Annotated in this window: 29 protein-coding genes and 1 riboswitch; of the genes, 6 read left to right on the top strand and 23 right to left on the bottom strand. The window is 46.9% G+C overall.

Features of this window, described 5'->3' with window-relative positions:
* Positions 1–118: 118 nt before the first annotated feature.
* Positions 119–472 carry a VOC family protein gene (locus ACAN54_RS06760; RefSeq protein ID WP_379152172.1) on the bottom strand — a complete coding sequence of 118 codons (354 nt, stop codon included), beginning with the start codon at positions 470–472 and terminating at the stop codon, positions 119–121.
* Positions 473–629: 157 nt separating this feature from the next.
* Here ACAN54_RS06760 and ACAN54_RS06755 point away from each other — a divergent pair, with 157 nt between their 5' ends.
* Positions 630–1970 (top strand): TrkH family potassium uptake protein, encoded by a 1341-nt coding sequence (locus ACAN54_RS06755; RefSeq protein WP_379152169.1) that lies wholly within the window; start codon positions 630–632, stop codon positions 1968–1970.
* An 87-nt stretch (positions 1971–2057) separates the two neighbouring features.
* Here the strand turns inward: ACAN54_RS06755 and ACAN54_RS06750 are convergent, their stop codons facing one another.
* Positions 2058–2345: a hypothetical protein gene (locus ACAN54_RS06750; protein ID WP_379152166.1), complete on the bottom strand. Its 288-nt coding sequence runs from the start codon at positions 2343–2345 to the stop codon at positions 2058–2060.
* Between the two features lie 157 nt (positions 2346–2502).
* On the opposite strand from ACAN54_RS06750, the gene ACAN54_RS06745 reads away from it, so the two are divergent.
* From ACAN54_RS06745 to ACAN54_RS06735, 3 genes are all read left to right on the top strand, one after another.
* On the top strand, positions 2503–3735 hold the full coding sequence (locus tag ACAN54_RS06745) for an aminopeptidase (protein ID WP_379152163.1): 1233 nt from the start codon (positions 2503–2505) through the stop codon (positions 3733–3735).
* A gap of 31 nt (positions 3736–3766) precedes the next feature.
* Positions 3767–4996, top strand: coding sequence for an aminopeptidase (locus tag ACAN54_RS06740; protein WP_379152160.1), 1230 nt, complete (start codon positions 3767–3769; stop codon positions 4994–4996).
* Between the two features lie 225 nt (positions 4997–5221).
* Positions 5222–5395, top strand: a complete 174-nt coding sequence (locus tag ACAN54_RS06735) for a hypothetical protein (protein WP_379152157.1) — start codon at positions 5222–5224, stop codon at positions 5393–5395.
* Between the two features lie 81 nt (positions 5396–5476).
* On the opposite strand, the gene ACAN54_RS06730 is transcribed toward ACAN54_RS06735, so the two are convergent.
* The 8 genes from ACAN54_RS06730 to ACAN54_RS06695 all read right to left on the bottom strand — a co-directional run bounded on the left by ACAN54_RS06730 (position 5477) and on the right by ACAN54_RS06695 (position 12296).
* Positions 5477–6166 (bottom strand): AlkZ-related protein, encoded by a 690-nt coding sequence (locus ACAN54_RS06730; RefSeq protein WP_379152154.1) that lies wholly within the window; start codon positions 6164–6166, stop codon positions 5477–5479.
* 46 nt (positions 6167–6212) lie between these two features.
* Entirely contained in the window at positions 6213–6788 is a 576-nt protein-coding gene (locus ACAN54_RS06725; RefSeq protein WP_379152151.1) for a TetR/AcrR family transcriptional regulator, read from the bottom strand.
* A gap of 1 nt (position 6789) precedes the next feature.
* On the bottom strand, positions 6790–7509 hold the full coding sequence (locus ACAN54_RS06720; protein WP_379152148.1) for an MBL fold metallo-hydrolase: 720 nt from the start codon (positions 7507–7509) through the stop codon (positions 6790–6792).
* A gap of 103 nt (positions 7510–7612) precedes the next feature.
* Positions 7613–8410: a hypothetical protein gene (locus ACAN54_RS06715; protein WP_379152145.1), complete on the bottom strand. Its 798-nt coding sequence runs from the start codon at positions 8408–8410 to the stop codon at positions 7613–7615.
* A 217-nt stretch (positions 8411–8627) separates the two neighbouring features.
* A complete protein-coding gene (pstB, locus tag ACAN54_RS06710; protein ID WP_379152142.1) occupies positions 8628–9404 on the bottom strand; it encodes a phosphate ABC transporter ATP-binding protein PstB in 777 nt (258 codons plus the stop codon).
* A 37-nt stretch (positions 9405–9441) separates the two neighbouring features.
* Positions 9442–10338, bottom strand: coding sequence for a phosphate ABC transporter permease PstA (gene pstA / locus ACAN54_RS06705; RefSeq protein WP_379152139.1), 897 nt, complete (start codon positions 10336–10338; stop codon positions 9442–9444).
* Complete coding sequence (gene pstC / locus ACAN54_RS06700) at positions 10335–11210, bottom strand: phosphate ABC transporter permease subunit PstC (protein ID WP_379154123.1); 876 nt, start codon at positions 11208–11210, stop codon at positions 10335–10337. The genes pstA and pstC overlap by 4 nt, the downstream gene beginning before the upstream one ends.
* Before the next feature lie 126 nt (positions 11211–11336).
* Entirely contained in the window at positions 11337–12296 is a 960-nt protein-coding gene (locus ACAN54_RS06695) for a phosphate ABC transporter substrate-binding protein (protein ID WP_379152135.1), read from the bottom strand.
* Between the two features lie 303 nt (positions 12297–12599).
* On the opposite strand from ACAN54_RS06695, the gene ACAN54_RS06690 reads away from it, so the two are divergent.
* A complete protein-coding gene (locus tag ACAN54_RS06690) occupies positions 12600–13496 on the top strand; it encodes a LysR family transcriptional regulator (protein WP_379152132.1) in 897 nt (298 codons plus the stop codon).
* A 74-nt stretch (positions 13497–13570) separates the two neighbouring features.
* Here the strand turns inward: ACAN54_RS06690 and ACAN54_RS06685 are convergent, their stop codons facing one another.
* The 9 genes from ACAN54_RS06685 to ACAN54_RS06645 all read right to left on the bottom strand — a co-directional run bounded on the left by ACAN54_RS06685 (position 13571) and on the right by ACAN54_RS06645 (position 20993).
* Positions 13571–14413: a class I SAM-dependent methyltransferase gene (locus ACAN54_RS06685; protein ID WP_379152128.1), complete on the bottom strand. Its 843-nt coding sequence runs from the start codon at positions 14411–14413 to the stop codon at positions 13571–13573.
* Positions 14414–14461: 48 nt separating this feature from the next.
* Entirely contained in the window at positions 14462–15376 is a 915-nt protein-coding gene (locus tag ACAN54_RS06680) for a DMT family transporter (protein WP_379152125.1), read from the bottom strand.
* Positions 15377–15550: 174 nt separating this feature from the next.
* Positions 15551–16687, bottom strand: a complete 1137-nt coding sequence (locus ACAN54_RS06675) for a zinc-dependent alcohol dehydrogenase (RefSeq protein WP_379152122.1) — start codon at positions 16685–16687, stop codon at positions 15551–15553.
* A 118-nt stretch (positions 16688–16805) separates the two neighbouring features.
* On the bottom strand, positions 16806–17333 hold the full coding sequence (locus ACAN54_RS06670) for a cysteine hydrolase family protein (RefSeq protein ID WP_379152119.1): 528 nt from the start codon (positions 17331–17333) through the stop codon (positions 16806–16808).
* A 184-nt stretch (positions 17334–17517) separates the two neighbouring features.
* Entirely contained in the window at positions 17518–18240 is a 723-nt protein-coding gene (queE, locus tag ACAN54_RS06665; RefSeq protein ID WP_379152116.1) for a 7-carboxy-7-deazaguanine synthase QueE, read from the bottom strand.
* Positions 18233–18712, bottom strand: coding sequence for a 6-pyruvoyl trahydropterin synthase family protein (locus tag ACAN54_RS06660; protein ID WP_379152113.1), 480 nt, complete (start codon positions 18710–18712; stop codon positions 18233–18235). The genes queE and ACAN54_RS06660 overlap by 8 nt, the downstream gene beginning before the upstream one ends.
* Positions 18713–18714: 2 nt before the next feature.
* Positions 18715–19377: a 7-cyano-7-deazaguanine synthase QueC gene (gene queC, locus ACAN54_RS06655; protein WP_379152110.1), complete on the bottom strand. Its 663-nt coding sequence runs from the start codon at positions 19375–19377 to the stop codon at positions 18715–18717.
* Positions 19378–19407: 30 nt separating this feature from the next.
* Positions 19408–19908, bottom strand: a complete 501-nt coding sequence (gene queF / locus ACAN54_RS06650; protein WP_379152107.1) for a preQ(1) synthase — start codon at positions 19906–19908, stop codon at positions 19408–19410.
* A 224-nt stretch (positions 19909–20132) separates the two neighbouring features.
* Positions 20133–20176, bottom strand: a riboswitch (PreQ1 riboswitch).
* Between the two features lie 79 nt (positions 20177–20255).
* Positions 20256–20993, bottom strand: coding sequence for a ZIP family metal transporter (locus tag ACAN54_RS06645; protein WP_379152103.1), 738 nt, complete (start codon positions 20991–20993; stop codon positions 20256–20258).
* A 250-nt stretch (positions 20994–21243) separates the two neighbouring features.
* On the opposite strand from ACAN54_RS06645, the gene ymzB reads away from it, so the two are divergent.
* Positions 21244–21579 carry a protein YmzB gene (gene ymzB / locus ACAN54_RS06640; RefSeq protein WP_379152100.1) on the top strand — a complete coding sequence of 112 codons (336 nt, stop codon included), beginning with the start codon at positions 21244–21246 and terminating at the stop codon, positions 21577–21579.
* 65 nt (positions 21580–21644) lie between these two features.
* Here ymzB and murB read toward each other — a convergent pair whose 3' ends face one another.
* The 4 genes from murB to ACAN54_RS06620 all read right to left on the bottom strand — a co-directional run bounded on the left by murB (position 21645) and on the right by ACAN54_RS06620 (position 24923).
* Entirely contained in the window at positions 21645–22556 is a 912-nt protein-coding gene (gene murB / locus ACAN54_RS06635) for a UDP-N-acetylmuramate dehydrogenase (protein WP_379152097.1), read from the bottom strand.
* Between the two features lie 169 nt (positions 22557–22725).
* Positions 22726–23532, bottom strand: coding sequence for an ABC transporter ATP-binding protein (locus ACAN54_RS06630; RefSeq protein ID WP_379152094.1), 807 nt, complete (start codon positions 23530–23532; stop codon positions 22726–22728).
* A 150-nt stretch (positions 23533–23682) separates the two neighbouring features.
* A complete protein-coding gene (locus tag ACAN54_RS06625) occupies positions 23683–24402 on the bottom strand; it encodes a histidine phosphatase family protein (RefSeq protein ID WP_379152089.1) in 720 nt (239 codons plus the stop codon).
* A gap of 53 nt (positions 24403–24455) precedes the next feature.
* Positions 24456–24923 carry a VOC family protein gene (locus ACAN54_RS06620; RefSeq protein ID WP_379154121.1) on the bottom strand — a complete coding sequence of 156 codons (468 nt, stop codon included), beginning with the start codon at positions 24921–24923 and terminating at the stop codon, positions 24456–24458.
* Positions 24924–24957 lie beyond the last annotated feature (34 nt).

The following is a 24957-nucleotide window of genomic DNA, read 5'->3' as shown; positions in this document are numbered from 1 at the left end:
CGCCTTTGTTCGTGCAGTAATAGCCAAAAGAATCGATTGGCATCTTTTAGGCTTAACGATACTTAATGATATTAATTATCTGCGTTATTTAATATAGTTAACTAATCTGCATCTTCCCTTAACATCGGCATATCATTAGCATATTCCCATCAGGATCTTTGAAACTAAACCAGTGGTCATGCTCAATGTCGGTCAACAGCTCTGCTCCGGATTCCTTGACATAATCATAGGCTGCATCTATATCCTCTGTGTTCAGGTGGAATGTAGGAACCTTCAGTACGGCTTCTGTTGTGAAGATTCTGCTGTCCAGCACAATACCGGGCCCCTGCATTGGAATCACATACAAATGACCGAACAGCACTTCACCATCTAGTGGAAGCCCCAATAAACTGCAATACCAGTTCTTCGACCTTTCAATATCACTAACAGGAATGAAAACAGCGCCAATCTGATTCAGAATCGGACTTGTCACAGCCAGTATGCCTCCTCTATAAAACTTCTTATATATTTGGACTACTTAACCATTTCGATAAATTCTGTCATATCCCTCCCCTTTTTGAGGATTGAAATGAAGATATGGTATAATCTTGTCAACTTTTACTCAGACGTCAGGAGAATGAGCACAGGATATGAAAACTTTCAGACATCAAAAACTGACACCACCCAAAATATTATCTCTTGGATTCATGCTGCTGATCTCAATCGGGACGATATTTCTATGTCTCCCGGCGGCTTCCACCGGGGAGAGAATTTCCTTAATTGATGCATTGTTTATGACGACCTCAGCAACCTGTGTTACAGGCCTTGCTGTTATCGACACAGGAACAGAGCTTACCGTATTCGGACAAATCGTGCTTCTGGTATTATTTCAATGTGGCGGACTGGGTTTTGTTACCATGGCTACACTTATAACTCTTGTGCTCAACAAGCGGATTTCATTGAAAGAACGGCTGCTGCTGCAGGAATCCATGAACCAGAATTCAATCCAGGGTATTGTGCGTCTGATCCAGAGAGTACTGCTATATTCGCTTATCATCCAACTTTGTGGAGCCATCCTTTTTACCATCAGATTTAATTCGGACATGAATTTCGGTAAAGCAATTTATTATGGGATATTCCACAGCATATCTATCTTCAACAATGCAGGTTTTGATCTTTTTGGCGATATTCACGGGCCATTCAGTGGATTAACACGTTATGCCGAAGACCCGATTGTAAACATGACCTCTATGGTGTTGATATTCTTGGGCGGAGTTGGCTTTATTGTCCTGTCTGATGTAGTTGATTATCCCCATCGTAGACGATTGACCCTTCACTCCAAAGTCGTCCTTTCAACTTCCGTCATTTTAATTCTGGGCGGAGCTATGGTCTTTTTCTGGCTGGAGCTGAACAACACCTTAAAGCCTCTGCATCCCGGAGGAAAAATTATGGCGTCCTTCCTTCAGGCGATCACACCTCGTTCAGGCGGTGTCACAACCATCGAGATTCCGTTATTGCTTGAATCTACCCAGTTCCTTATGATCCTTCTGATGTTCATTGGTGCGGCCCCAGGCTCTACCGGCGGGGGGATCAAAATCACTACCTTCGCCCTACTCGTCAGTACAGCTTACGCCAAGATCCGGGGTAAGGATGAAATTGTCATGTTCCGCCTTCGAATCTCCAAAGAGAATGTATATCGGGCCATTACCATGTCCCTACTCTCGCTTATACTCGTTGTATCCGCTACGATGCTCCTGTCGGTTACCGAGAGTGCTGATTTCTTGACGGTACTGTTTGAAGCTGTCTCCGCTTTTGGAACTTCTGGCATTACCATGGGACTCACACCTGAGCTCACAACAATTGGCAAGCTGGCAGTAATTATCCTGATGTTCGTCGGCCGGACAGGCCCGCTGACGTTGGCTTATGCGCTCAAACCAAAGGGAAGTAAAGACCTATACCGCTATCCCGAAGGTAATATTACATTAGGCTGATACAAGCGGCACGGCTATAACCCTATATCTACAGAAAAATGCGACCTTTCCCGGCAAGCTCATGCCTTGAAAGGTCGCATTTTTCTTTTACTCTTCTTCTGCCTCTTCCGGAAGCTCCTGGGTATCCAGTGCTGCATCCAGCAGCAGATTATAGACATCGTCATCACTTTCAAGCAGGGCATCGGTTTCCAGGAATTGTTCTTCACTTCCAGGCTCACCGGCAAAGCTCAGACTGTAATCCCATTCCGTACCGCGTTTGCTGAAAAATGTGATCTCATATGGGGAACTGTGATTCTCAAGTGTGAAGACCGTTCTGCCTACGAAACTTCGGTCTTCCTCGCGTTTCATTTCTGCTTTTATAATTTCCACATTCATGTTCTTTTCTTCCCTTCATCATAACCTAACTTTCCCTTAGTATATCATGAGATGAGAGCTTTTCCCTACCTAATGTAAGCCGATTGACTTTTTTCATCCGGCGGTTAATAATTTAATACTAAAGACTAAATACAATCGAAATTGGAGGAAATTAGCAATGGGCCAACTGGAAACTCAGCTTAATAAATATGCGGATTTGGCGGTTCAAATTGGTGTGAATGTTCAACCTGGACAAATCCTGGTCGTGAGTGCGCCTATCTCGGCTGCAGAATTCGTCCGTATGATTACAGCCAAAGCATATGCCATCGGAGCAAGCCAGGTAAAAGTCAACTGGAGTGACGAATTCATTACCCGCCAGCAGTTCGAGCATGCAGCGCCGGAAGTGTTCACGAAGGCTCCTACCTGGTTTGCCGGAGAAATGACCGAATTCGCTGAGAATGGCGCGGCCTTTCTTCATGTCATCGCAGAGGATCCAGACGCACTCAAAGGCATCGATCCTGAGCGTATCGCGAACTTCCAGAAGACCCGTGGAGCTGCGCTGACCAAATATCGTGAAATGCAAATGTCCGATAAAGTCAGCTGGAGTATTGTTGCCATTCCTTCACAGCCATGGGCAGATAAAGTATTCCCGGAGGTTCCCGCAGAAGAACGCATCAGCAAGCTTTGGGATGCAATTTTCCACACCGTTCGACTGGATCGTGAAGATCCTGTAGCTGCCTGGCAGGAGCACTTGGATACACTTGAACAAAAAGCCAATGTCCTGAATGCCAAGAAATACAAAAGCCTGCATTACATAGCACCCGGCACAGACCTTAGCATCGAGCTGCCTGAAGGCCATCTTTGGGCTCAAGGAGACAGCATCAATGCCAAAGGTCATTCTTTTGTTGCCAATATGCCAACGGAAGAAGTATTCACAGCCCCGCTCAAAACCGGTGTTAACGGAACCGTCAGAAGTACCAAACCGCTTAGCTACGGCGGGAACATCATCGATGGCTTCTCTATAACTTTTGAACAAGGCCGGATCGTAAGCGTTAAGGCTGAACAAGGCCAGGAAGCACTGGAATATCTCATCAGTCTGGATGAAGGCGCGAAATATCTAGGTGAAGTTGCTCTTGTCCCGCATAAATCACCAATATCCGAATCCAACATCCTGTATTTCAATACATTGTTTGATGAGAATGCCTCTAACCATTTGGCCATCGGCACAGCCTATGCCTTCTGTCTCGAAGGCGGCAAAGATATGAATCAGGAAGAACTGATTGAACGCGGTTTGAATACAAGTGTTACCCATGTTGATTTCATGATCGGCTCTCCAGAGATGGACATTTACGGTATTACCGCTGAGGGTACCAAGGAGCCTGTATTCCTTAAGGGAAACTGGGCGTTCTAACGAAAGAGAGAGATTGAGGGGAGCGGTAACTATGCTGAGTTTCAAGCAAAAGCTGAAAAATTACGCACTGCTGACAGTAAAAATAGGAATTAACATTCAACCAGGTCAGACGCTGGTGGTCAACGCTGACATTGCCTCCGCTGAATTGGTGCGCCTCGTTGTGCGTCAAGCTTACGAAGCCGGAGCAAAGCTGGTCAAAGTAAATTATACGGATGAGCTTGTCACCCGGACACGTTATGAGCTGGCTCCCTCCGAAAGCTTCCTGGAGCCGCCAAAATGGCAAGCAGATGAGCTGGAAGATCTGGCACGTAACGGAGCGGCCTTCCTGTCGATTATTTCGACGAATCCGGATTTACTGAACGGAATAGATCCTGTGCGAATTGCCGATAATCAGCGCACCGCAGGTCAAGCCATGGTGCCTTACCGGGAAATGCTGATGGGTAACCATGTGAGCTGGAGCCTGGTGGCATACCCTTCTGCTGTCTGGGCGGCCAAAGTATTCCCGGACGCTCCGCGTGAACAGCAGGTTGAACTGCTGTGGGATGCGATCTTCAAAGCGGTCAGAGCAGACCAGGAGAATCCGGTGGAAGCCTGGAGCCTCCATCTGGACGGCCTGAAACAACGCTGTGATGTCCTGAATGCGAAGAGATATCGCAAGCTGCACTACACCGCCCCAGGCACTGATCTAACTTTAGAACTGCCTGAAGGACATATCTGGTGCCAGGCGGGGGCTGTGAACGGACGCGGAGTTCCTTTTCTGGCTAATATTCCAACGGAAGAGGTATTCACCGCTCCGCTTAAGACCGGGGCTAACGGCAAGGTCAGCAGCACCAAACCGCTGAGCTACAGCGGCAAGATTATTGACCGGTTCACCTTAACCCTTGAAAACGGCAAAGTCACAGACTTTACTGCCGAGGAAGGTCAAGAAGCGCTCGCCTCGCTCCTCGCAATGGATGAGGGTTCAGCATTTTTTGGTGAAGTCGCCCTGGTACCATATCACTCGCCTATCTCGGAAAGCGGCATTCTCTACTACACTACTCTCTATGATGAAAATGCGTCCTGCCACCTGGCAATAGGAGCCGCTTACGCCTTCACTTTGGAGCAAGGGACTACGATGACCAAAGATGAACTAGCAGCGCACGGGATGAACCAGAGCCTGACGCATGTAGATTTCATGATGGGATCCGCGGACATGAATATCGATGGGATCACAGATGATGGAGTATCCGAACCTATCTTCCGCAACGGTAACTGGGCTTAAGTTAACTAACAGATCTTGACAAATCCATTCATATTATTAAAGACCCTGAAGTTTCTCTTGAAAAAGAGAGCTTCAGGGTCTTTTTTTGCCTGTTCAGCTAGTATTAAGGAGATGAATAGTCTAAATTTGAAATTTTGTTCAAACTTTATTCACAAAATTGTTGAATTTAGTTCACAATTATGCCACAATACAGTTAAGGATTCTATTTCCAAGGAGGTTGTCCCGATGAAAGAATCATTATCCCACGACCTGGAAACCATTGAAGTGGATCGCACGGATGTCAAGGCCCCCGTCGACCCGAGCATCGTAGCTTCCAATGCCATCAAGTACACAGCTTATGTTATGCTATTGTTTGGGTTTCTGTATTTCCTGATTGCTTACCTTGCCCCTATGCTGTAAGAGGCTGATTTATTATATACGATTGATAGAAAGCGCTTACGGCTGACACCTTCCGCTTATGGAAAGTGTCAGCCGTTTCTATTACCAGGACAACACTTTTTCTAACCATTTAATAGCGCCGGGATGCCAGTTCCCTTCCATACGCACATGCAGCCATGTTGCCGCTTCTTCCCTCGTACCTTTAAATAAGGGTATCTTATTATCTGTCATCCAGTGGCTTACTGTTTCAAAAGAAGTGCTGTTCCAGCCATTTTTCTCACCAAGCGAATTATGGCGTTCCTTAACCCCGGAAATAACAATGTCCAATGTGCCTTGCAATTCTGTAACGGCATTGTCAAATGCAGTTTTCTTCTCCTTTGCTTTCATTTCCGCCAGTGTGCGGAGTTCACGTGTCTCAATCCCCTGATTGTCACGGATGATCTGAAGCAAAGTTAATGCTTCCCTGCTGCACAGTCCGCTATCATAACGTTCCTCCAGGGAACGCGGGCTACCCGTAGCCGCTACGTAAGCTGGGAACCATTCACTGGTGACTAAAACTGCTTTTTTTCGAATGAACTTTCCGTATGCAGCCACACCCTCACCAGGGAAGCGGGCACGCCAGGACCAGGGATCCAGCTCCGTATCCGTATGCCACTTCTCAGCTTTGGTTAATCCGGTCACGGATGGATGTTCCGGGATGAGTGATGCCAACGGCAGGATACCCAGCTTGGCAATAACCTCTTTCATTTCCTCATAAGTCAAGACTGTTCCTTGTTCTTCTAGACTGCTCACCAATATTACCTCCCGGAATTCCTAATGTTGCTGCTAGAGCACTCATCTACTTGTCTAATCTCATACTGTGGATCCCTGCAATAAAAGTGCTAATCAGCAGGCTTAGGCTGACGTTAGTATCCAGAGGCATGCCAAATCCTCCTTTGTTCTCCAAGGCCGCGAATCCGTGCAGCAAGCTGCGCAGGCCCCGGACCGCATGCAATTCCCCTTCTGTACCCAGCTCATAGCCGGACAACACTCCAATAATTAAGGACAGTACCTGCTCGCTCGCCTTCTCCAGCTCCGGATTTCCTTCCTCCGGCGCCCGCAGTGTTGTCTCATACAATCCGGGACGCTGTCTGGCAAAGTCTACATAAGCCTGTCCCATGGCATGTACAGCTGAATCTCCCCTGAGTCCATCAACCGCTGCAGACATGGCTGTAAATAACAATTCAAGACCATGTACTGCAAGCAACGAACGCAGTCCCTGAAGCCCGTTAATGTGATTATACAACGACGGTGAACGAACGCCCAGCCTGGCTGCGAGTGCAGCCAGGGTTACCCCTTCTATTCCTTGCTCATCGGCAATTCCTGCAGCTTCCAGTATTAATGTATGTGTATCTAATCCGGCTCTTGGTGACATTTCAGTTCCCTGCCTCCTTCTGAAGTCTTTCGGCTTGCTGAATGGCCAATTCCATTTGTTCACCCGGTGCCTTCAGCAGATTTCCGTGTCCCGCTGCAAGCAGCTTGGGTGAAAGCTTATATAGCTTAATCGCACTTTCCAGTGCCTTGTCTCTATTCCAGGTGGCCATGGCGGGGAAAGGAAACAACGGTACAACCGTCCCCGACACAGCTGTTCTGCGGAAGGTCTGATAAGCATCTCCAACCACAAGGAATCCGTTACGCTGATCCAGAAAAGACATTGAACCCGGTGTATGACCCGGAGTCGCAATGGCTGTTAACGAGCCTACAGTATCGCCCTCCTGCAGCAGTATATCCGGTACGGTGGTGATTCTGGTCGGAACACTGCCTTTAATTGGCGTCTGCAGCTCATCAGCCCTCAAGGACCGGTCACCTCTAAGCAAGGCAGAATCCCTTTCGGAAATATACACCACCGCTGCCGGAAGCTGCTTCTTCAGTTCATCCAATGCTCCGACGTGGTCACCATGGGCATGTGTCAGAACAATACGGTTCACCGGTTTATTCAGACTTGTAGCTATGGCCATAATACCCTTCACACTGAATGGCAAGGCTGCATCTATTAATGTTAGTCCATCCTCTTCCTCTACCAGATAACAGTTAACGGGGAAAAATCCGGGCATCCAGGTCAGCTGTAGCAATTGGCCTACTTGAGTCGTTCTCATAAGATCCCCTCCAAAACTAATGTTATTAGTTATAATATAAACTAATGTGATTAGTTTTTCAAGTGTTTTAATCGAGACGATACACAGCTTGCTCTCTTTGGATTTATAGCATGGTACCAAAATAAAACTCCAGCTTCTCCCAGGAGATCCTATCCTCTCCCCGCCAGTTGGCAACAGAGATAAAATCACTATTTCCACCGCGCCCCAGCCGGGGCTCTTCCTGCGGCACCAATATTCCCGCAAAACCCCAAATCTCCATAATCACATCTCGTTCGTATTTACTTGACGGGAGCAGGTCTTTCCAGCGCTTCTCCAGTTTGCGTGCCGTATCGCCAGGATCACACTCTTCCATGGCTTCAATCATGCGTTTGAGGATTTCCAAATCTTCTCTGCTAACACTGAGTTCTTCTTCTCTACTCAGCAGTTCAAGATCCAGCCAGCAATACAAAAGCTGGTTAAGACGGACTCCGCCCCATTTGACCCTTTCAAAGTTAAGCACATTCAGGTCTGCATTAACATAATTCTTGTCAGACATAATTTTAACCGTGTTACAATCGCCACAATAACTATAACTGGCTCTTTCCAACGGGTGCTGCTCATAGGAATGCTGTTCCAACCCGGACGTCAGCGCCCAACTAGACAAAGCACTCCGTAAATGAACTTTCCGCTGCGAAAGACTATGTACAAAAGCTGTCGCTACCCGTTCTTTGGTGACGGTGCTATCATGAAGCTCTCGAATGCGCCGCACACACTCGTCATGTGTTATTGTAAACGGATCAAACATTACTCCTTGGCTTCTGGCATATTCAAAGTCTTCACCAGTATAAATAGCTGGAACGTTCTTCCAACCCCCCGAAGACCAAAAGGTTGTCTGCAATACTTTTTTGGCTTTCTTGTCCATACTTATACATCCTTCCATTGATTAATGTGATTCAACATTTCAGGATCTAGTGAACAGAATGAATTACGATAATACTGCTGGCAGATGCGGAATTGGATTCGTTCATAATCATGTTCAGTAGATTTTACATGTTGTTGATGTTTATTTCAAATACACAAAAAAACAGGTACAACTCCTTCTCATGAAGGGTTATACCTGTTTTTACATATACGTTGAATCAGCCGAAGCGGCCCATAATATATTCCTGGGTCATTTGATTGTCGGGATTGCTGAAAACCTTCTCGGTTCTGTCGTACTCTACAAGTGAACCAAGATAGAAATAGGCTGTATAATCCGAGATCCGCGCAGCTTGCTGCATATTGTGTGTGACAATAACAATTCTCAGATCTTCTTTCAGTTCCTTGATCAGCTCTTCGACTTTACCGGTAGATACCGGGTCCAAAGCCGATGCAGGCTCATCCAGAAGAAGAATCTGCGGATTTACCGATAAGGCTCTTGCAATACATAGACGCTGTTGCTGTCCACCGGATAAAGCAAGTGCTGAATCCTTCAGGCGGTCCTTAACTTCGTCCCATAGTGCAGCGCGCCGCAGACTGCTTTCCACAATTTCATCGAGAGCCGCTTTACCCTTGATTCCGTGATATTTTGGACCAAACGCGATGTTTTCATAAATCGACTTGTAAAATGGATTCGGCTTTTGCCAGACCATGCCGATTTTTTGACGAAGCTTGATCACATCTGTACCAGGGGCATTGATATCCACACCATCAATCCAGATACTTCCCTTCGTCGTGGAACCGGAGATTTCATCGTTCATCCGGTTGAGTGAACGGAGAAATGTCGATTTACCGCAGCCCGAAGGGCCGATCAGCGCTGTAACTGTATTCTGGGCAAAAGGGAGGCTTATCCCTTTCACTGCTTCATATGTGCCGTAAAATATGCTCAAATCCTCGGTTTGGAACGATTCACGCACTACTGGTTCCGCAATACCCATCTCATATTCCTCCTATTAATCCATCGTATACTTGCAGTTAGCTCATTCTTTTAGAAGCAGTAAGCTTGCGGTAGATCAGACGGCCAAAGTAACGCGCAGCCAGATTAAAGATGAGTACCGTAATCACAAGCACTGCCGAAGCTCCAGCAGCGATCTGAATGGCATCCGGGGCCAAGCCTTCACTGTTGACCTTCCAGATATGCACTGCCAGCGTCTCTGCCGGCCGGAACGGATTGAGCGGCGAAGTCGGGCTAGCCGGATTCCAGTTAGAGAAATCCAGGCGGGGACTGCTCATGCCTGCCGTGAACATCAGCGCAGCCGCTTCCCCAAACACACGTCCCGCTGACAGAATCGTTCCTGTGATTATGGTCGGCAATGCGACTGGGAGCAGCACAGTAGTGACAATTTTCCATTTGGACAGCCCCAGGGCAAAGCCTGCCTCCTTCTGCTGCTTAGGCACTGTGCGGAAGGCCTGTTCAGTAATCCGCACCATCAGCGGCAGATTGAAGAACGTAAGGGCCAGTGCACCGGAGACCAGGGAGAACCCTAGATTAAAGGTGTTCACGATCAGTAGCAGACCGAACAATCCGACAACGATCGAAGGAAAAGAAGACAATACCTCCACAATCAGACGGATAAAGTTAGTCAGCTTGCCTGGGCGGGCATATTCCGCCATGAAGATTCCAGCACCAAGGCCTAGCGGTACAGTAATGATTAGGGTCAAGACCAGCAGGTAGATAGAGTTGAAGAGTTGTGGTCCAACCCCTCCGCCTGCGCGGATCTTCTGCGGAGCAGAGGTCAGGAAATCCCAGCTGATGTGGTTAAGGCCGCGAATCAGAATGTATCCCAATAGTCCTATCAGGATGGCTACAATAAGTAATGCGAAAAATACGATCAGCGCTGTGGCAATTTTGTCTGCAGTTCTCGGCTTCAAATTTTATTTCTCCTTTCGAGCATTCTTACGAGGAGGACAAAGACAAATGTCATCAGCATAAGAACCAGCGCCATACTCCACAGCGCGTTATTTTGCGGGGAACCCATCGTCGTGTTGCCCATGCTAAGTGTGATAACACTAGTTAGGGTCGAAGCGGATTCAAAGAGCGACCGCGGCACGAAAGGAGCATTCCCGATAACCATTTGCACGGCCAGCGCTTCCCCGAATGCACGAGCCATACCGAGCACCACCCCTGTCATAATCGCAGGGAACGTAGTGGGGAGAATCACACGGGCAATGGTCTGCCACCGCGTGGCACCGAGCGCAAAAGAGGATTCTTTCAGATTTTGCGGCAATGAAGCCAGCGCGTCTGCAGCCACGCTTGTAATGGTCGGCAGGATCATGACCGACAGGACAAGCGCGCCTGCAGCAACCCCGATGCCCTGACCAGGGAACGTATTACGCAGAAAAGGAACGATGACACTCAGTCCGACAAAGCCGTACACGACAGATGGAATTCCGGACAACAGCTCAATTACCGGCTGCAGCAGTTTTTTGCCCCATCCCGGAACAATCTCAGTCATGAACAGTGCAGCACAGATACTGAGCGGGCTTGCAATCAGTGCAGCAATCAGCGTAACCAGAAAGGAACCGGCGATAAATGGAAAAGCTCCATATGAAGGCGTGTCTGCCTCAGGTGACCATTTGGTCCCGAACAGAAATTCAGATACTTTTACATCTCCACTGGTGAAGGTGGATATACCCTTGGACGCCACAAAATATACCATCGATATTATGATGACTATCAATAGCAGTACGCAAAAGGACATATAAGCCTTTCCAATAAAATCTTCTATATGATGTTTTTCAATCTTTGCTTTCTTCGGTTTTGCCCTCAAGATGCTCCCTCTTTCTAAAGTGAAAAGAGAGGCAGAAGAAATCCGCCTCTAATCACTTGAAGTTCTAATGGATGATTCACTTGATTGTGTGGTTGTGAATTACTTAGTAGTTACTTTACCTGCTACATCACGGGAAACCTGCATTTGCGAAGCTGGAATGTATCCCAGTTCTACTACATCGCCGGTCTGAACTTCGTCAGTCATGATGTAGTCGAGGAAGGCTTTTACCGTTGCATTAGGTTCGCCGTTAGTGTACATATGCTCGTAAGCCCATACTGGATATTTACCTGCAACCACGTTATCAACGGATGGCTCAACTCCATCATACTTCAGCGTCTTCACTGAATCATCGAGGTAAGACAATGCCAGGTAACCAATCGCTCCTGGTGTTTCGCCGATAATCTTCTTAACGGTACCGGAAGAATCTTCCTGGATCGAACCTTGAAGATCTTCTGTTTTGGTTCCTAGTGCGAAGTTTTCAAAAGTAGCACGTGTACCGGAGCTGCTTGGACGGTTAATGATCTGGATTTTCTGATCCGCACCGCCAACTTCTTTCCAGTTCGTTACTTTACCTGTGAAAATATCAACAAGCTGCTGCTTGGTCAAAGTATCTACACCTGCATCCGGATGAGAAACTGCAGCAATCGCTACAACCGCTACCTGATGGTCAACGAGCGCTTTTGCTTTTTCAGCATCGGCATCCTTCAGCTTCTCTTCTGCGAATACATCGGAGTTACCGATATCCACTTGCTTCTCTGCTACCTGGGTAAGGCCGGTCCCGCTTCCTCCACCCTGTACTTGAATATCTACACCTGCGTTAGTCTCCATGAATTTCTCAGCTACCTGCTCTACCAGCGGTTGTAAGGCTGTGGAGCCTGATGCCAGGATAGAACCGCTTAAATCAGCGCCGCTGCTCGTTTCTGTAGGTGCGTTAGTGGCAGCTGCGTTCCCTCCGTTATTGGTTGCTGCATTGTTTCCACCGTTATTGTTGCCGCATGCCGAAAGTGCTACTACACTTGTTAATGCCAAAGCCATGACCCACGTTTTTCTGAATTGCATTTGTTTGTCTCCTCCTGAGTGTTTTGTATAGCTTCTGCTTATCATTCACAGGTTCAGCATCCACTATGTTTTGTGAGTATCTGTTATTGGTATTTGCTTCATACAAAACTCACTTTTGGAAGCATCAGACTGTGTCCGTGTCACATCTGACTCTTCCTATTCTAGAGCCCGTTCGTCAGGGAAAAGTATTAAGTATGTAAAGCGGAGGATAAAAAACATAATAGAATTTCTATAATAATATAGATATAATCTATACAATGAGTAAAGTTAATTAATGAATCCCTATTTTTGCGGAGGTACATAATGAATATTGTTAAGCTACAAATTGTAGTCCTGATTGAGAAATACAAAAAAGTAACCGATGTGGCAGCTGAAATGGGCTTAAAACAGCCCACCGTTTCGTTTCATATGAAAAGCCTGGAAAGCGAGCTGGGGACCCCTCTTTTTCAATATCGCAGTGGACGGGTGCTCCTTACCGATGCCGGACGGACGCTGTATCAGTATGCCTCCCGGATTGTAGCACTCACGGCTGAAGCTGAACGAAGTATCAAACAATACTCCTCACTCTCTTCCGGTCATCTGGAACTTGAAGCAAGTTATGTTCCTGGTACTTATCTTCTGCCAAATTTGGTTTCGCAATTCATCCGCCAGCATTCTGGAATGGATATTTCGTTATCCGTGCAACCGGATGCTGTTCTCCGCGAGCGTCTGCGGGGTAGAGAAATCCAGTTAGCTGTTCTGCATAATTATGGCGGGCAGGACAATTCCTTTACAACTCGAACAGTTGCCCGTAATGAAGCTGTTTTGGTTTTTGCGCCAGGTCATCCTTTTACAGACATCAAGAATATATCACCTGAACAGGTTGTTCTGGAGCCATGGATTCAATATGAGGCAGGTTCTTTCCTACAAGGCATTACAGACCAATGGGCAGAGCTGAACACAGTAAAGGTATGGGGACATGTAGTACTGAATTCACCTGAAGCAATGAAGGGAATCATTCGTAGCGGGGGCGGCGTCGGGCTTTGTTCCAAGAATATGATTGCGGCTGAACTCGCTGCCGGGAGCTTACGCTGCATACCTCTGCCAGGTATACAGCCCGAACATGGGGAATTTGCGCTGGCATGGCGAAGAGATTATACTCTAACCCCCTTGCAGCTTGCATTTGCAGATTTGGCAGCAGGTGTTAAAGGAGAAGAATAATTCAAAAAAAGTACAGCCCTTTGACGACACTGCTTACAGCGTCAAGGGCTATACCGGTTCGTTTGATGGAGATACTACATTTTTTCCGCCACCAGGGCGAAGGTCTTGGGAATTCCTGCATCAAAGACTTCAGAAGATAAATTAGGCTCTTCAGCTAATTCCCGGATTATCAGTCCGCTTCTGGCTGCTGCTGTCACTATTTCACCCAGTGTCCAGCGCCGCCAGTATACGACACTATGTTTCTCTTCTCCTAGCGGCACTCCGGATGAAGGCAGATACTTGGAGTAGGAGACTTTCTTTTCTTCCAATGTGGTGTCAAAATAATCCCCGCTCACCTTATGCTTACGAACCTTGGCGGTTGAGCCCTTCGAGGAGATCAGCTTCGTCGTAATGGGATGAAAATCACGGAGCACGAACCGGCCACCGGGTGTCAGCAGCCGGTATACCGTAGCCATAAACGGAGCCAAATCCGTAAAGTAATGGACAATCCCCATTTCAGCAAAGACGATGTCATATGAACTATCCAATAGTTCTTCCGGCAGCTTCAGCACATCCGATACAATGTAAGAAAGCTGAATTCCCGCAGCTTCGGCCAGTTCGGCAGCATAGCGGGCATTGGCTTCCGAGAAATCCGCCACGCTCACCTTTGCTCCCAGGAGCCCGAGTGCTACGGCTTTCATGCCGTTAGAACCCATAAGATTTAACACTTTCTTGCCCCGAACTTCACCGAGGTAGCCTAGCAAGGGGTAGAGTCTGGCAGCAGGATCTTTTTTGAGCTTCGCCGCTGCATCTGCAGGATTGCCAAAGCGGGCGGTCCAGGCTGAATAGGTATCCTCGTTCCACAGTTCTTCACTGGAAGGGCTTGTGCTCAGACTATCCGGATTATTAATGTTTGCGAATTGTTCATGTTCATTCATGTAATAGTAACCCCTTTATCTCTTTTAATACTCTCTTATGATAATCCCTTAGGATGCGCTAGGAAGGGATTCCTTGATCTTCGCCGCTTTTTTGCGCCCTGAATATAAATATACAGCGAGTCCACCCATAACCAGTACTCCTCCTGCCCATTGGAGCATTGTCAGCTGTTCCCCCAGAAGCAGGAAGGCCAATATGCTTGCTCCCACGGGTTCACCCAGAATGTTCATAGACACTGTAGTTGCTGAAGTATACTGCAGTAGCCAATTGAAAAGGATATGCCCGAAGACGGTTGGAACTACAGCCAGCAGAACAAATATGCCCCACTCCCGCGGAGGATAATTAATAAATGAAATGCCAGAGAGCAGATTATATAAGCCAAATACTGCTGCCGCCGAAATAAATACGATCAGGCTGTAAAGATAAGACGGCATACGGGCTACAAGCTTCTGTCCAATCAGTAAATGACCGGCAACCGCAACAGTTCCTCCGATGGACAGGAGATCTCCTTTGAGATTGTCTGCTGAGAGACCAATATCCCCCCAGCCGATAAAGACCACACCAAATATGGCGAGGGCCAGACCCATTATAGCGGCTGAAGTGCTTCTTTCCTTATACAGTATGTAAGCTCCCAGCATTATAAATACTGGTTCCAGCGCCATAATCATAGTTGAACTGGCCACAGAAGTATACTTTAGCGAACCCATCCAGAGTAAAAAATGCAGTGCAAGCATTAAGCCTGACGCTCCCAGCAGTAGCCAGTCCTTACGGCGCAAGGCAAAAGCTGCTCCGCTGTATGGCCGGGCAAAAGGCAGCATCAAAAGCGAGGTAAAGAGCAGCCGGTACATGCCTTGAATGGACGCTGGGGCATCCGACCATTTGATGAAGATAGAAGAAAATGAGACGGCCACAATTCCAATCAGCATCAGAAAAGGGACAGGAACGGGCGGCTTTTTTGAATTCACAAATAGCTTCCTTTCAGGTTAGATAAAACTCACTATGTTAATTTATCGCAGAATGAAAAAAAATGCAGCCTTTTTCACAATAAATAATCAAATGAAAAGCATGAACTCCACCTACCGGGAAGAAGTCCATGCTTGTATGAATGAAGCTTATTAGTTGAATGCTTACGTTTCATACTACGGTTTAAGCACAACCTTGATACAATCCTCTTCTTTGTCATTGAAGATCTTATACGCATGTTCAGCTTGGCTGATCGGCAGCCGGTGAGTAATAATATCCGTAGGATCAAACACATTTTCTTTTATCATTTTATATAAAGCCGGCATGTAGTGAATCACCGGTGCCTGTCCCATCTTAAGCGTGATATTGCGTTCAAACAGATGTCCCAGCGGGAACATATTATAGTTAAGCCCATACACGCCGATCAACTGGATCGTTCCGAATTTGCGTACCACATCTGCTGCAATCCTGAACGCTCCGAGCGAACCCCCTTGAAGCATTAACGTGGTCTCCACTTTTTCCACTACCGTTTTTTTGGCATCCAGACCGACACAATCAATGACTATATCCGCTCCACCGCGCGTAATTTCCTTTAAATGGGCTTCGATATCCTTCACTTTCTCAAAATTAAAAATCTCTACATTATTAGTCTGCTTTGCATGTTGGAGACGATACGGCACATGATCTACGGCAATTACCCGGGAAGCCCCTTTCATCCAGGCGAATTTTTGCGTCAACAGCCCAACCGGCCCGCAACCCAGAACAATGACCGTATCTCCGGGCTTGACTCCTGCGTTCTCAACACCCCACCAGGCTGTCGGCACAATGTCCGAGAGAAACATGAGTTTTTCATCCTCCATCTCAGCATCCTCCGGCACGACAAATGGGCCAAAATTGCCATAAGGCACACGCAGGAGCTCCGCCTGACCACCGGCAAATCCACCATAGGAATCAGAATACCCCAGAAAACCGCCTGTATCTTTGGCATCATTGGCATGATCACATTGACTCTCCATTTCATGCTGACAGAAAAAGCACTGGCCACAGGCTACGTTGAAAGGTACAATGACACGGTCGCCCTTTTTCACCTTGGTCACATCAGGACCCACGTCCTCGACAATTCCCATCGGTTCATGCCCAATAATATAGTCATCATGCATTCCGGGGATTTCTCCATTATAGATATGAAGATCCGAACCGCAAACGGCTGTGGAAGTTATACGAACAATAATATCATCTTTTTTCTCAAGCTTTGCGTCAGCGACTTCTTTGACTTCAACTTTTCTCTTGCCTTGGTAAGTTACTGCTTTCATTATGCAACCACTCCTTCGGTAGTAGAGATATGAACCAGCAGGCCGTTACTACTTCAAGCCATACTATGTTATACCCCCAGAACCTTGCGGTTTATCCATGAAGCAGCAGTTGTGTCTATTAGAATTCCACCTCTTGCTCCTTCCGCAGCCTTACAAACCTTCCGCCTAGAAGCGAATTATGATAGTTCACGATCTCGCTACCGCGTAAACTTTCATTGTCAAAAGTACTATGCGCATCCTCAACCAACACACTGTTGTAACCTAGGCTGTAAGCTCGTCTGCAGGTCGTGTCCACACAGAACTCACTTTGCATGCCGCAGATCACCAGATGAGTGATACCTAGTTCTTGAAGCTTGTCATTCAGATTTGTCCGGTGAAAAGCATCCCAGGTAGGCTTCTCGACAATGATTTCTCCTTCCCGGGGGGTGACATGACGGCTGATCTCCCATGTGGGGGTGCCTTTGGTGTATTCTTGATCTTCCGTATGCTGAATAAACACAACTGGAACGCCAGCCGAACGGGCTTTATGCAGCAGGGAGACGATTCTGGCTGTCACGCCCTCCTCCTCATGCAGCTTCATGTCCGGATAAGAAAACATAGCCTCTTGAACGTCGATAATCATTAACGCTGTCGAATCGTTTGCCATTGGAATAATCTCTCCTTATCGAATAAATTTAACGGAGTACCTTGATCTACCAAAAGATTATACCAGATGAGCTGAAGTATAGGCTTCATTTATGTGACAGCAGTTATAAGCTGCGAACAAGACAAATACCGGACCTCCACTGTGCAGAGGTCCGGCTAAGTATTCCGGTTCATACGTAACCGGATTATTTGCCCCGTTTATTATGCCAAATCAGGGCATGCAACTGCGGCAGCACCCGCGCTCTATTCATCTCCGGATCGGCAATAACCAGATTGAACAGCCATTCCAGCCGTCCCAGCAGACGGGCCGAGATGTCTCCCTCTTCCGTAACATCCTCATTACCAGGCTGCAGGTAGAGTGGCACCTCCGGATAGCGGCCGTGGATGCTTTTCGCATATTGGTAATCTTCATCATTAAATACAACAACCTTCAGACTATGGGCAGACTTGCCTTGTATCTTCATCTTGTCCATAATACTGTCAAGCATGTCCCAATCGGTCTTCATTCCTGAGCTTGGCGGTTTGGGGCTGATGGTAAGCACATCCACCTCGTAGAACCATTCCTGCCATCTGCTTCCTTGTGTTTCGATGGCTGACTGAATACCGCGTTCATGAAGCAGATTAATAAGGGTACCCAGTCCCTCACCGATCAGCGCAGGGTTGCCCCCGGAGATGGTCACACAATCAAAATTGTTACCGGCGAGCGAAGTCAGCTCGTCCATTATCTCCTCAGGCGAGAGCATCTTCACTTTATCCTTGGCTGTACCGTCCCAGGTAAAAGCAGAATCACACCAGTTGCAGCGATAGTCGCAGCCATAGGTGCGGACGAACATGGTTTTGACACCAATGACCGCCCCTTCACCCTGGATCGTTGGACCAAACATCTCAATTACCGGTAGCTTACTCACAATCACAGCCCCCATACAGGCGGTAGGACGGCCCTTCATCAGGGATATCCGCTGCCAGCACTTCTGCCCAGGAAGTTGGTGTCTCCCACAGCTTGACGGAGTATAGCGGAAGTGAAGCCCGCTTGAGTTGATAAGCAATGTAAGCCGACATATTCTCGACTGTTGTCCGGAAAGACAGTAGTGCCACCTTCGAACCTGTGCTTACCAGTGTCTCCAATACAGGCTCATTTCCCATAGCCAGAAAAGCGTGATCCAGATGGTCCACCAGACTTTCCTTTACCGTTGCCTTGATGTCGCTGAAATCAATTACAAACCCTTCGTCAGATTGGCCTTCTCCTACAAGCGGCTTGCCTTTCAACACAACCTCCAGCTTATAGGTATGCCCGTGCAGATTGCTGCACTTCCCCTTATGTCCCACCAATTGATGAGCCGAGTCAAAAGTAAATATTTTGCATACAGATACCTCGCCCATCATCAGGAAACAACCTCGTTTCGTTCCGCTTCATACTGCGTGAGTCCCCGCTGTCGCAGCAGACAAGCCGGACAGGTGCCGCACCCGCTGCCAATAATTCCGTTATAGCAGGTCAACGTGTGTTCGCGGATATATTCAAAGAAACCGAGCTCGTCGGCCAGCTTCCATGTTTCTTTTTTGTCCAGCCACATCAGCGGTGTGTGAATGACGAACTCGTAATCCATGGATAGATTAAGAGTCACGTTCAGTGATTTCACGAATACATCCCGGCAATCCGGATATCCGCTGAAGTCAGTCTGGCATACCCCGGTAATGATGTTGGCATACCCAAGCTGTTTGGCAAGAATTGCTGCAAAAGAAAGGAACAGAAGATTTCGCCCATCCACGAACGTACTTGGCAGTTCCTCTCCTTCTCCGGCGGCAATTTCTATATCATCCCGGGTCAGTGCGTTAGGTGCAAGCTGATTCAGCAAGCCCAAATCAAGAATATGCTGCTTCACATTGAATTTCCCGGCTATTTCCTTAGCGACTTCAATCTCGGCAGCGTGGCGCTGATTATAATTGAAGGTCACCACTTGAACCTCTTCGAACTGCTGCAATGCCCACACCAGACAGGTTGTGCTGTCCTGGCCGCCGCTGAATACGACTAATGCTTTTTTGTTCATCAGTTATGGTCTCCTCTCACTAGCTACGGATTAACGGTTGTCCACTTTCTCCGGATACAGGTCATGATTGATCAGCCGGTGCTCGGCCATCGCTTCATATTTGGTTCCTGGACGTCCCCAGTTGCAGTAAGGATCGATGGAAATGCCCCCGCGCGGGGTGAATTTGCCCCATACTTCAATATATCGTGGCTCCATCAGGGAGATCAGATCATTCATAATAATATTTACACAGTCTTCATGAAAATCACCATGATTACGGAAGCTGAACAGATAGAGCTTCAGTGACTTGGACTCGACCATTTTTTGCTCCGGAATGTATGAGATGTACATGGCGCCGAAATCCGGCTGACCGGTCACGGGACACAGGCTTGTAAACTCCGGACAATTGAATTTGACAAAATAATCGCGGCCGGGGTGTTTGTTATCAAATACCTCCAGAATGTCCGGATCATAGCCGAATTTATAAGTTGTACCTTGATTGCCCAGCAGGGTGACCTCCTGCATTTCCTCTTTTACTCTGCCTTCTGACATGACAAAAAACCCCTCTCTTTTCCTCCGGTGTTATCCGGAACTGGAAAGAAGAACGAGTTTCGAAAACTTGGCTCTACTAAGAAGATACGCCTCCAGTCTAATCTGACGGATATGCATACTGACTGACAGGCGCTGTCTTTTTTGCGCACAGCATAACAGCAAAAGAAGCACAGGCGGCTGCCTACACTTTTCCTGAACCCTTGATACGGGATAAGTTATGCCAAAACGGCTTAGTTTTTTATAGAGGGAGTTCGCGAACCTCTCCTGTGGCTCAAGGCCCAGAATTCTTCTTTATGATAATACTAGCGAATTGAACTATACCATGTATGGCGGTCGGTTGACAACCCTCACAGATTATCCAAAATCAGAGAACAGAGCATGCCCATTGCGGCAACAAGTCCGGTCAGCGGCCCGCCTTCCTCATATGCTTCCGGCATCATACTGGAGGACACCATAGAGATAATTCCTCCTCCGGCAAAAGAGGCTATCAGCGCGGTCGTAGAACCGCTGGCATGATCCATGAACAGATATCCCGCACCCGATGCCACTGAAGACATCAATAAGACGCTGAGCCACAGCAAGACGATCTTCCCTTTGCTGTAGTTGTCCTGCTTAAGTCCTGAAGTACTGGACAGCCCTTCAGGAATATTACTGATGAAGATGGCAGCTACCAGCAGCATGCTTACCCCTTGGCCGGAGATTAGACTGGCACCAATCATTATTGATTCTGGAATAGCATCTAGCACAGTTCCTGCAAAAATAGCCATTCCGCTGCCCTGCACCTTCTTACTGCTGCTGTCTCTGCCGGAACGTTTGCGGCCCGCGCCGCCCTTGCGCGAGATATACCAGTCAAACAGTGTGAACACAACTGCACCGGCCAAGAATCCGATAATGGTAGGATTCAGTCCACCTTCAGCGGCGGAATCATCCAGAAGCTCATACGCCGCTGCACCAATGAGTACCCCAGTACCAAATGCCATAATGAATCCAATCAGCTTTTTCGGAATCGGCAGATATAAAGCCAGCAATGCTCCAAGCAGGACCGCAGAGCCGGAAATAGCTCCCCATAACAGTGCACTCCACAATAGGTTCACCTTCCTTGGCCAATGTAGTTTAAGTATAAAATAGAAGTGCCTGATAGTAGTTTACACTCGAAAAGGAAATTACAATCAGCTGCAGGTCTGAATGAGTTTTTGTTAACTTCATTAATCTTTAATTCACTTAATTCATCTTTCACCTTCACCTGTCTAATGCATTCACAGAAGCATGGATTCAATTTCGAAGAAAAGGGTAACTTAACTTCTATAATCTCCTTGATAAGGATGGGATCAACTGATGGATCAAAGTGTACAGAAATTAATGGATTGGCTGACCGCCCAAGGGGGCGAAACTCTGGTTATTGACAAGCAAGAGATGAAGGATCTGGACACCGTCCACTTCAATCTGGAAACCGTGGATTATCGGGATGCCGAAGATGTCATTGATGAATATCTGGATAGTGCTCTGATTCTGCGAGGCACTGGCAACACTATTAACCGGGACGGCGAGCTTGTCCCCCTGCCCCAGTTGAATTACGAGATTGCTGTCAGCGGGCTTCAACTGGATGAAGTTAATGACGAGCGGGTTGAACTTCGGACGGACAGAGCCAAATATTCCATCTCCAAAAGCTGAATACTGCCCACTATAAAATAACAAAACAGGACGCATCCAATTGACTGCGTCCTGTGATATGTTAATTATTCTTCTCCGATAATCTCTACCTCTGTCTCTAACTCTACTCCGAACTTATCCTTGACTGTAGACTGAACATGGTGAATCAACCCTATATAATCCTTGGCCGTTGCTTGATTGGTATTAACAATGAATCCCGCATGCTTAAGTGAAACTTCAGCTCCGCCGATTCTTGTTCCCTGAAGCCCGCTCTCCTGAATCAACTGCCCGGCAAATCTCCCGGGGGGACGCTTAAAGACGCTTCCGCAGGAGGGATACTCCAATGGCTGCTTGGATTCGCGTTGGCAGGTCAAATCGTCCATGACCGCTTTGATATTCGCAGGATCACCTGGTTGCAAAGCAAACCGGGCCTCCAATACAATGAATTCGCCACTGGCGAAGACACTTTTACGGTATCCCCATTCCAGCTCATCCCCTTGAAGAGTCACTAGCCGCCCTGCTTTACTGATAGCAAGTGCACTATGCAGCACATCTTTGACCTCTCCGCCGTATGCGCCAGCATTCATATACAGCGCTCCACCTACAGTTCCCGGAATTCCGCAGGCGAACTCAAGTCCTGCAAGACTTTTCTCCAAAGCAAATCGGGAAACATCGATAATCTTTGCACCACACTGGGCGTAAAGCAAATTATCCCTTATTCCCATATCGGTTAAGTCTGCAGTCTGCAGGACAATCCCGCGAATCCCTCCGTCACGGATAATGACATTCGAGCCGTTCCCCAGAACGGTCAATGGAATGTCGTTTACACGGGCATATGTAACAATGGACTGAAGTTCCTCATATGTCGCAGGTATCGTAAGAATGTCGGCCTGCCCGCCGATACGCGTAAATACATAACCTTGCAGCGCCTCCCCGCGCTTGACCACTCCAGTCGGAACCAGCTGCTGCAGATCCTCATATATTTTGCTGATATTCATGTTCAGTGCTCCTTCGACTCCATAAAAATAATATTCCTTGATTCACTGTATAATCGTTAACTAGGGCAACCACAACTTTAACAACGAACAGGCTCCCTTGTCAATGACGGGAGCCTGTTGCCAACTGCATATATTATCATTATGAGTCACATTTCACATTTATAACCTATTACACCCCAACTGCACTGAATGCCGCCAGTTCATAAGGCAGACAGAGAGGCACACCGGTCCGCGGATCACGTACAATATCCGCTTCAATACCAAATACTTCCCGCAGCACATCAGGTGTCATTACTTCAGCCGGAGGGCCTTCACTGATCACATGTCCGGATTTGATCGCTACCATATGCTGAGCATAACGGGAAGCATGATTCAAATCATGCACTACCATAATAATGGTACGGCCTTTTTCCTGATTCAGCTTCTGCAGCAGATGGAGAACCTCCAGCTGGTGTGCCATATCCAGAAAAGTTGTCGGTTCATCCAGAAACAGAATATCCGTCTGCTGGGCCAGTGCCATCGCAATCCAGGCCCGCTGACGTTGCCCTCCGGATAGACGGTCAATGGGACGGTCGTGGAACTCTTCCATACCCGTCACTGAGATCGCATTTGCAATAATACTATGATCTTCCGGAGTAAGCGTACCAAAGCCCTTTTGATGCGGATAGCGGCCATAACTTACCAGTTCTGATACAGTAAGTCCATCCGGTGCAGTGGGGTTCTGCGGCAGGATCGCCAGCTGCCGGGCTACTTCTTTGGTCGACAGATTATGGATCGACTTACCGTCCAGCATCACACTGCCGCTCTTAGGCTTCATGATACGCGCCATTGTCTTGAGAATGGTAGATTTCCCGGAACCGTTCGCCCCTACCAGGGCTGTGATTTTCCCTGTTGGAAGAGACAGGTTCAGTCCTTTGACAATCAATGCCTCCGCATATCCAATACTTAACTGCTCTGTGTTCAAACGTTCCGGCATCCTCTTCACTCCTATACATCAATAGAATCCTATATGTAATATCCGATCTGGTCAAAGAATTGTCTGTTACGTCTCACTCCATTAAATGATATTGATTCTCATTATCTATGTCAACATAAATATTTAGTTTTTACACGCAACTGTTTATCTTCACAGATGCTGTGTAAGGTTTTCCAGTGAAATTCTCCACTCTCCTTCACAATACTCTATTTTATGTATACTTGTGTAAGAAGCCGAAAATGCTTTTCGGGTCTTGTTAGTCCATTCCAATCCTCTCAAAATATGATAGATTATATTAATGACTCCACCATGCGTAACAACGATTACATTTTCAACAGGATGGTTTCGCACTTGTTCTTCACATAGTAGGGTAAATGTTTCTTTTATACGTGTAAAAAATTCAATGGGACTTTCTCCGCCAGGATAACGTTCATCCATCCGTAAACCCGAGAAGTACAGATTAGGGTATCGTTCATCCACAATTTCATTGGGCATGCCTGCAATAACCCCATTGTTCGTTTCTCTCCAATCTTCGCTGCTTTCAACTCGAAATCCTAGTGCTCTGGAGATCTCATTTGCTGTATCTAATGCCCGTTGCAAATCGCTGCTTAGGATACGATGTATATTAAAGGACGATTGGTTTTCCTTAAGGTAAAGCCCCAGCTTCTCCGATTGCCGATATCCCTCAACAACGAGTCCTCTTTGACTCCACCCTCCACGAAATCCTTCATCATCAATTCCATGTCTTATGAAATAAATGGCCATTTGCATCTCCCCTTCTATTATTTCGGATAGGCATAATAATACCATATTAATATAAAATTCACTTTCACCTTTTCTTCTTAATACAAAGGCTATGTTAAATTTCAATGTTGATTTTGGGTTAAAATTGAACCACCTTCCTTAGAGAAGGTGGTTCAATTTTATTTTACATGACTATCCATAAGTTTTTCCCATTCCTCAAAAGACAACTTATCAGTAATATGTTTTAAGTCATCTGAAACTGGAACATAACATATTAATTCTAAACTATTACCGTCTGGGTCATTAAAATAAACGGAAGCGTTACCTTGATTCGGACGAATAAATGGCTCAATAGATGTTCTTCTGCCAAATGGTACAGCTTCAACTTGAATTGATTCTAACCATTTTAAAGACTTTTTCAAATCTTCATATGATACTCGAAAAGCAATATGTCGTAATGAAGGATGGTAAGGGGTCTTATACTCATCTCCTTGCCATAAACCCAACCAACTTTTTCCCTCTTCTATCCAAAAGAAAGCAGTGTCATCATCTCGCCAAGCAAAACCCAAACCCAATTTCTTATAAAATTCTATCGAAACTTCTAAATTTCTTACTGGTAAATGTGCCTCATATATTCCTTTTATCATTTCACACACACCTTTTGTTATTATAAATTTCACA

The sequence above is a fragment of the Paenibacillus diazotrophicus genome, assembly GCF_042610465.1.
This window is presented reverse-complemented; position numbering and strand designations above follow the sequence as displayed.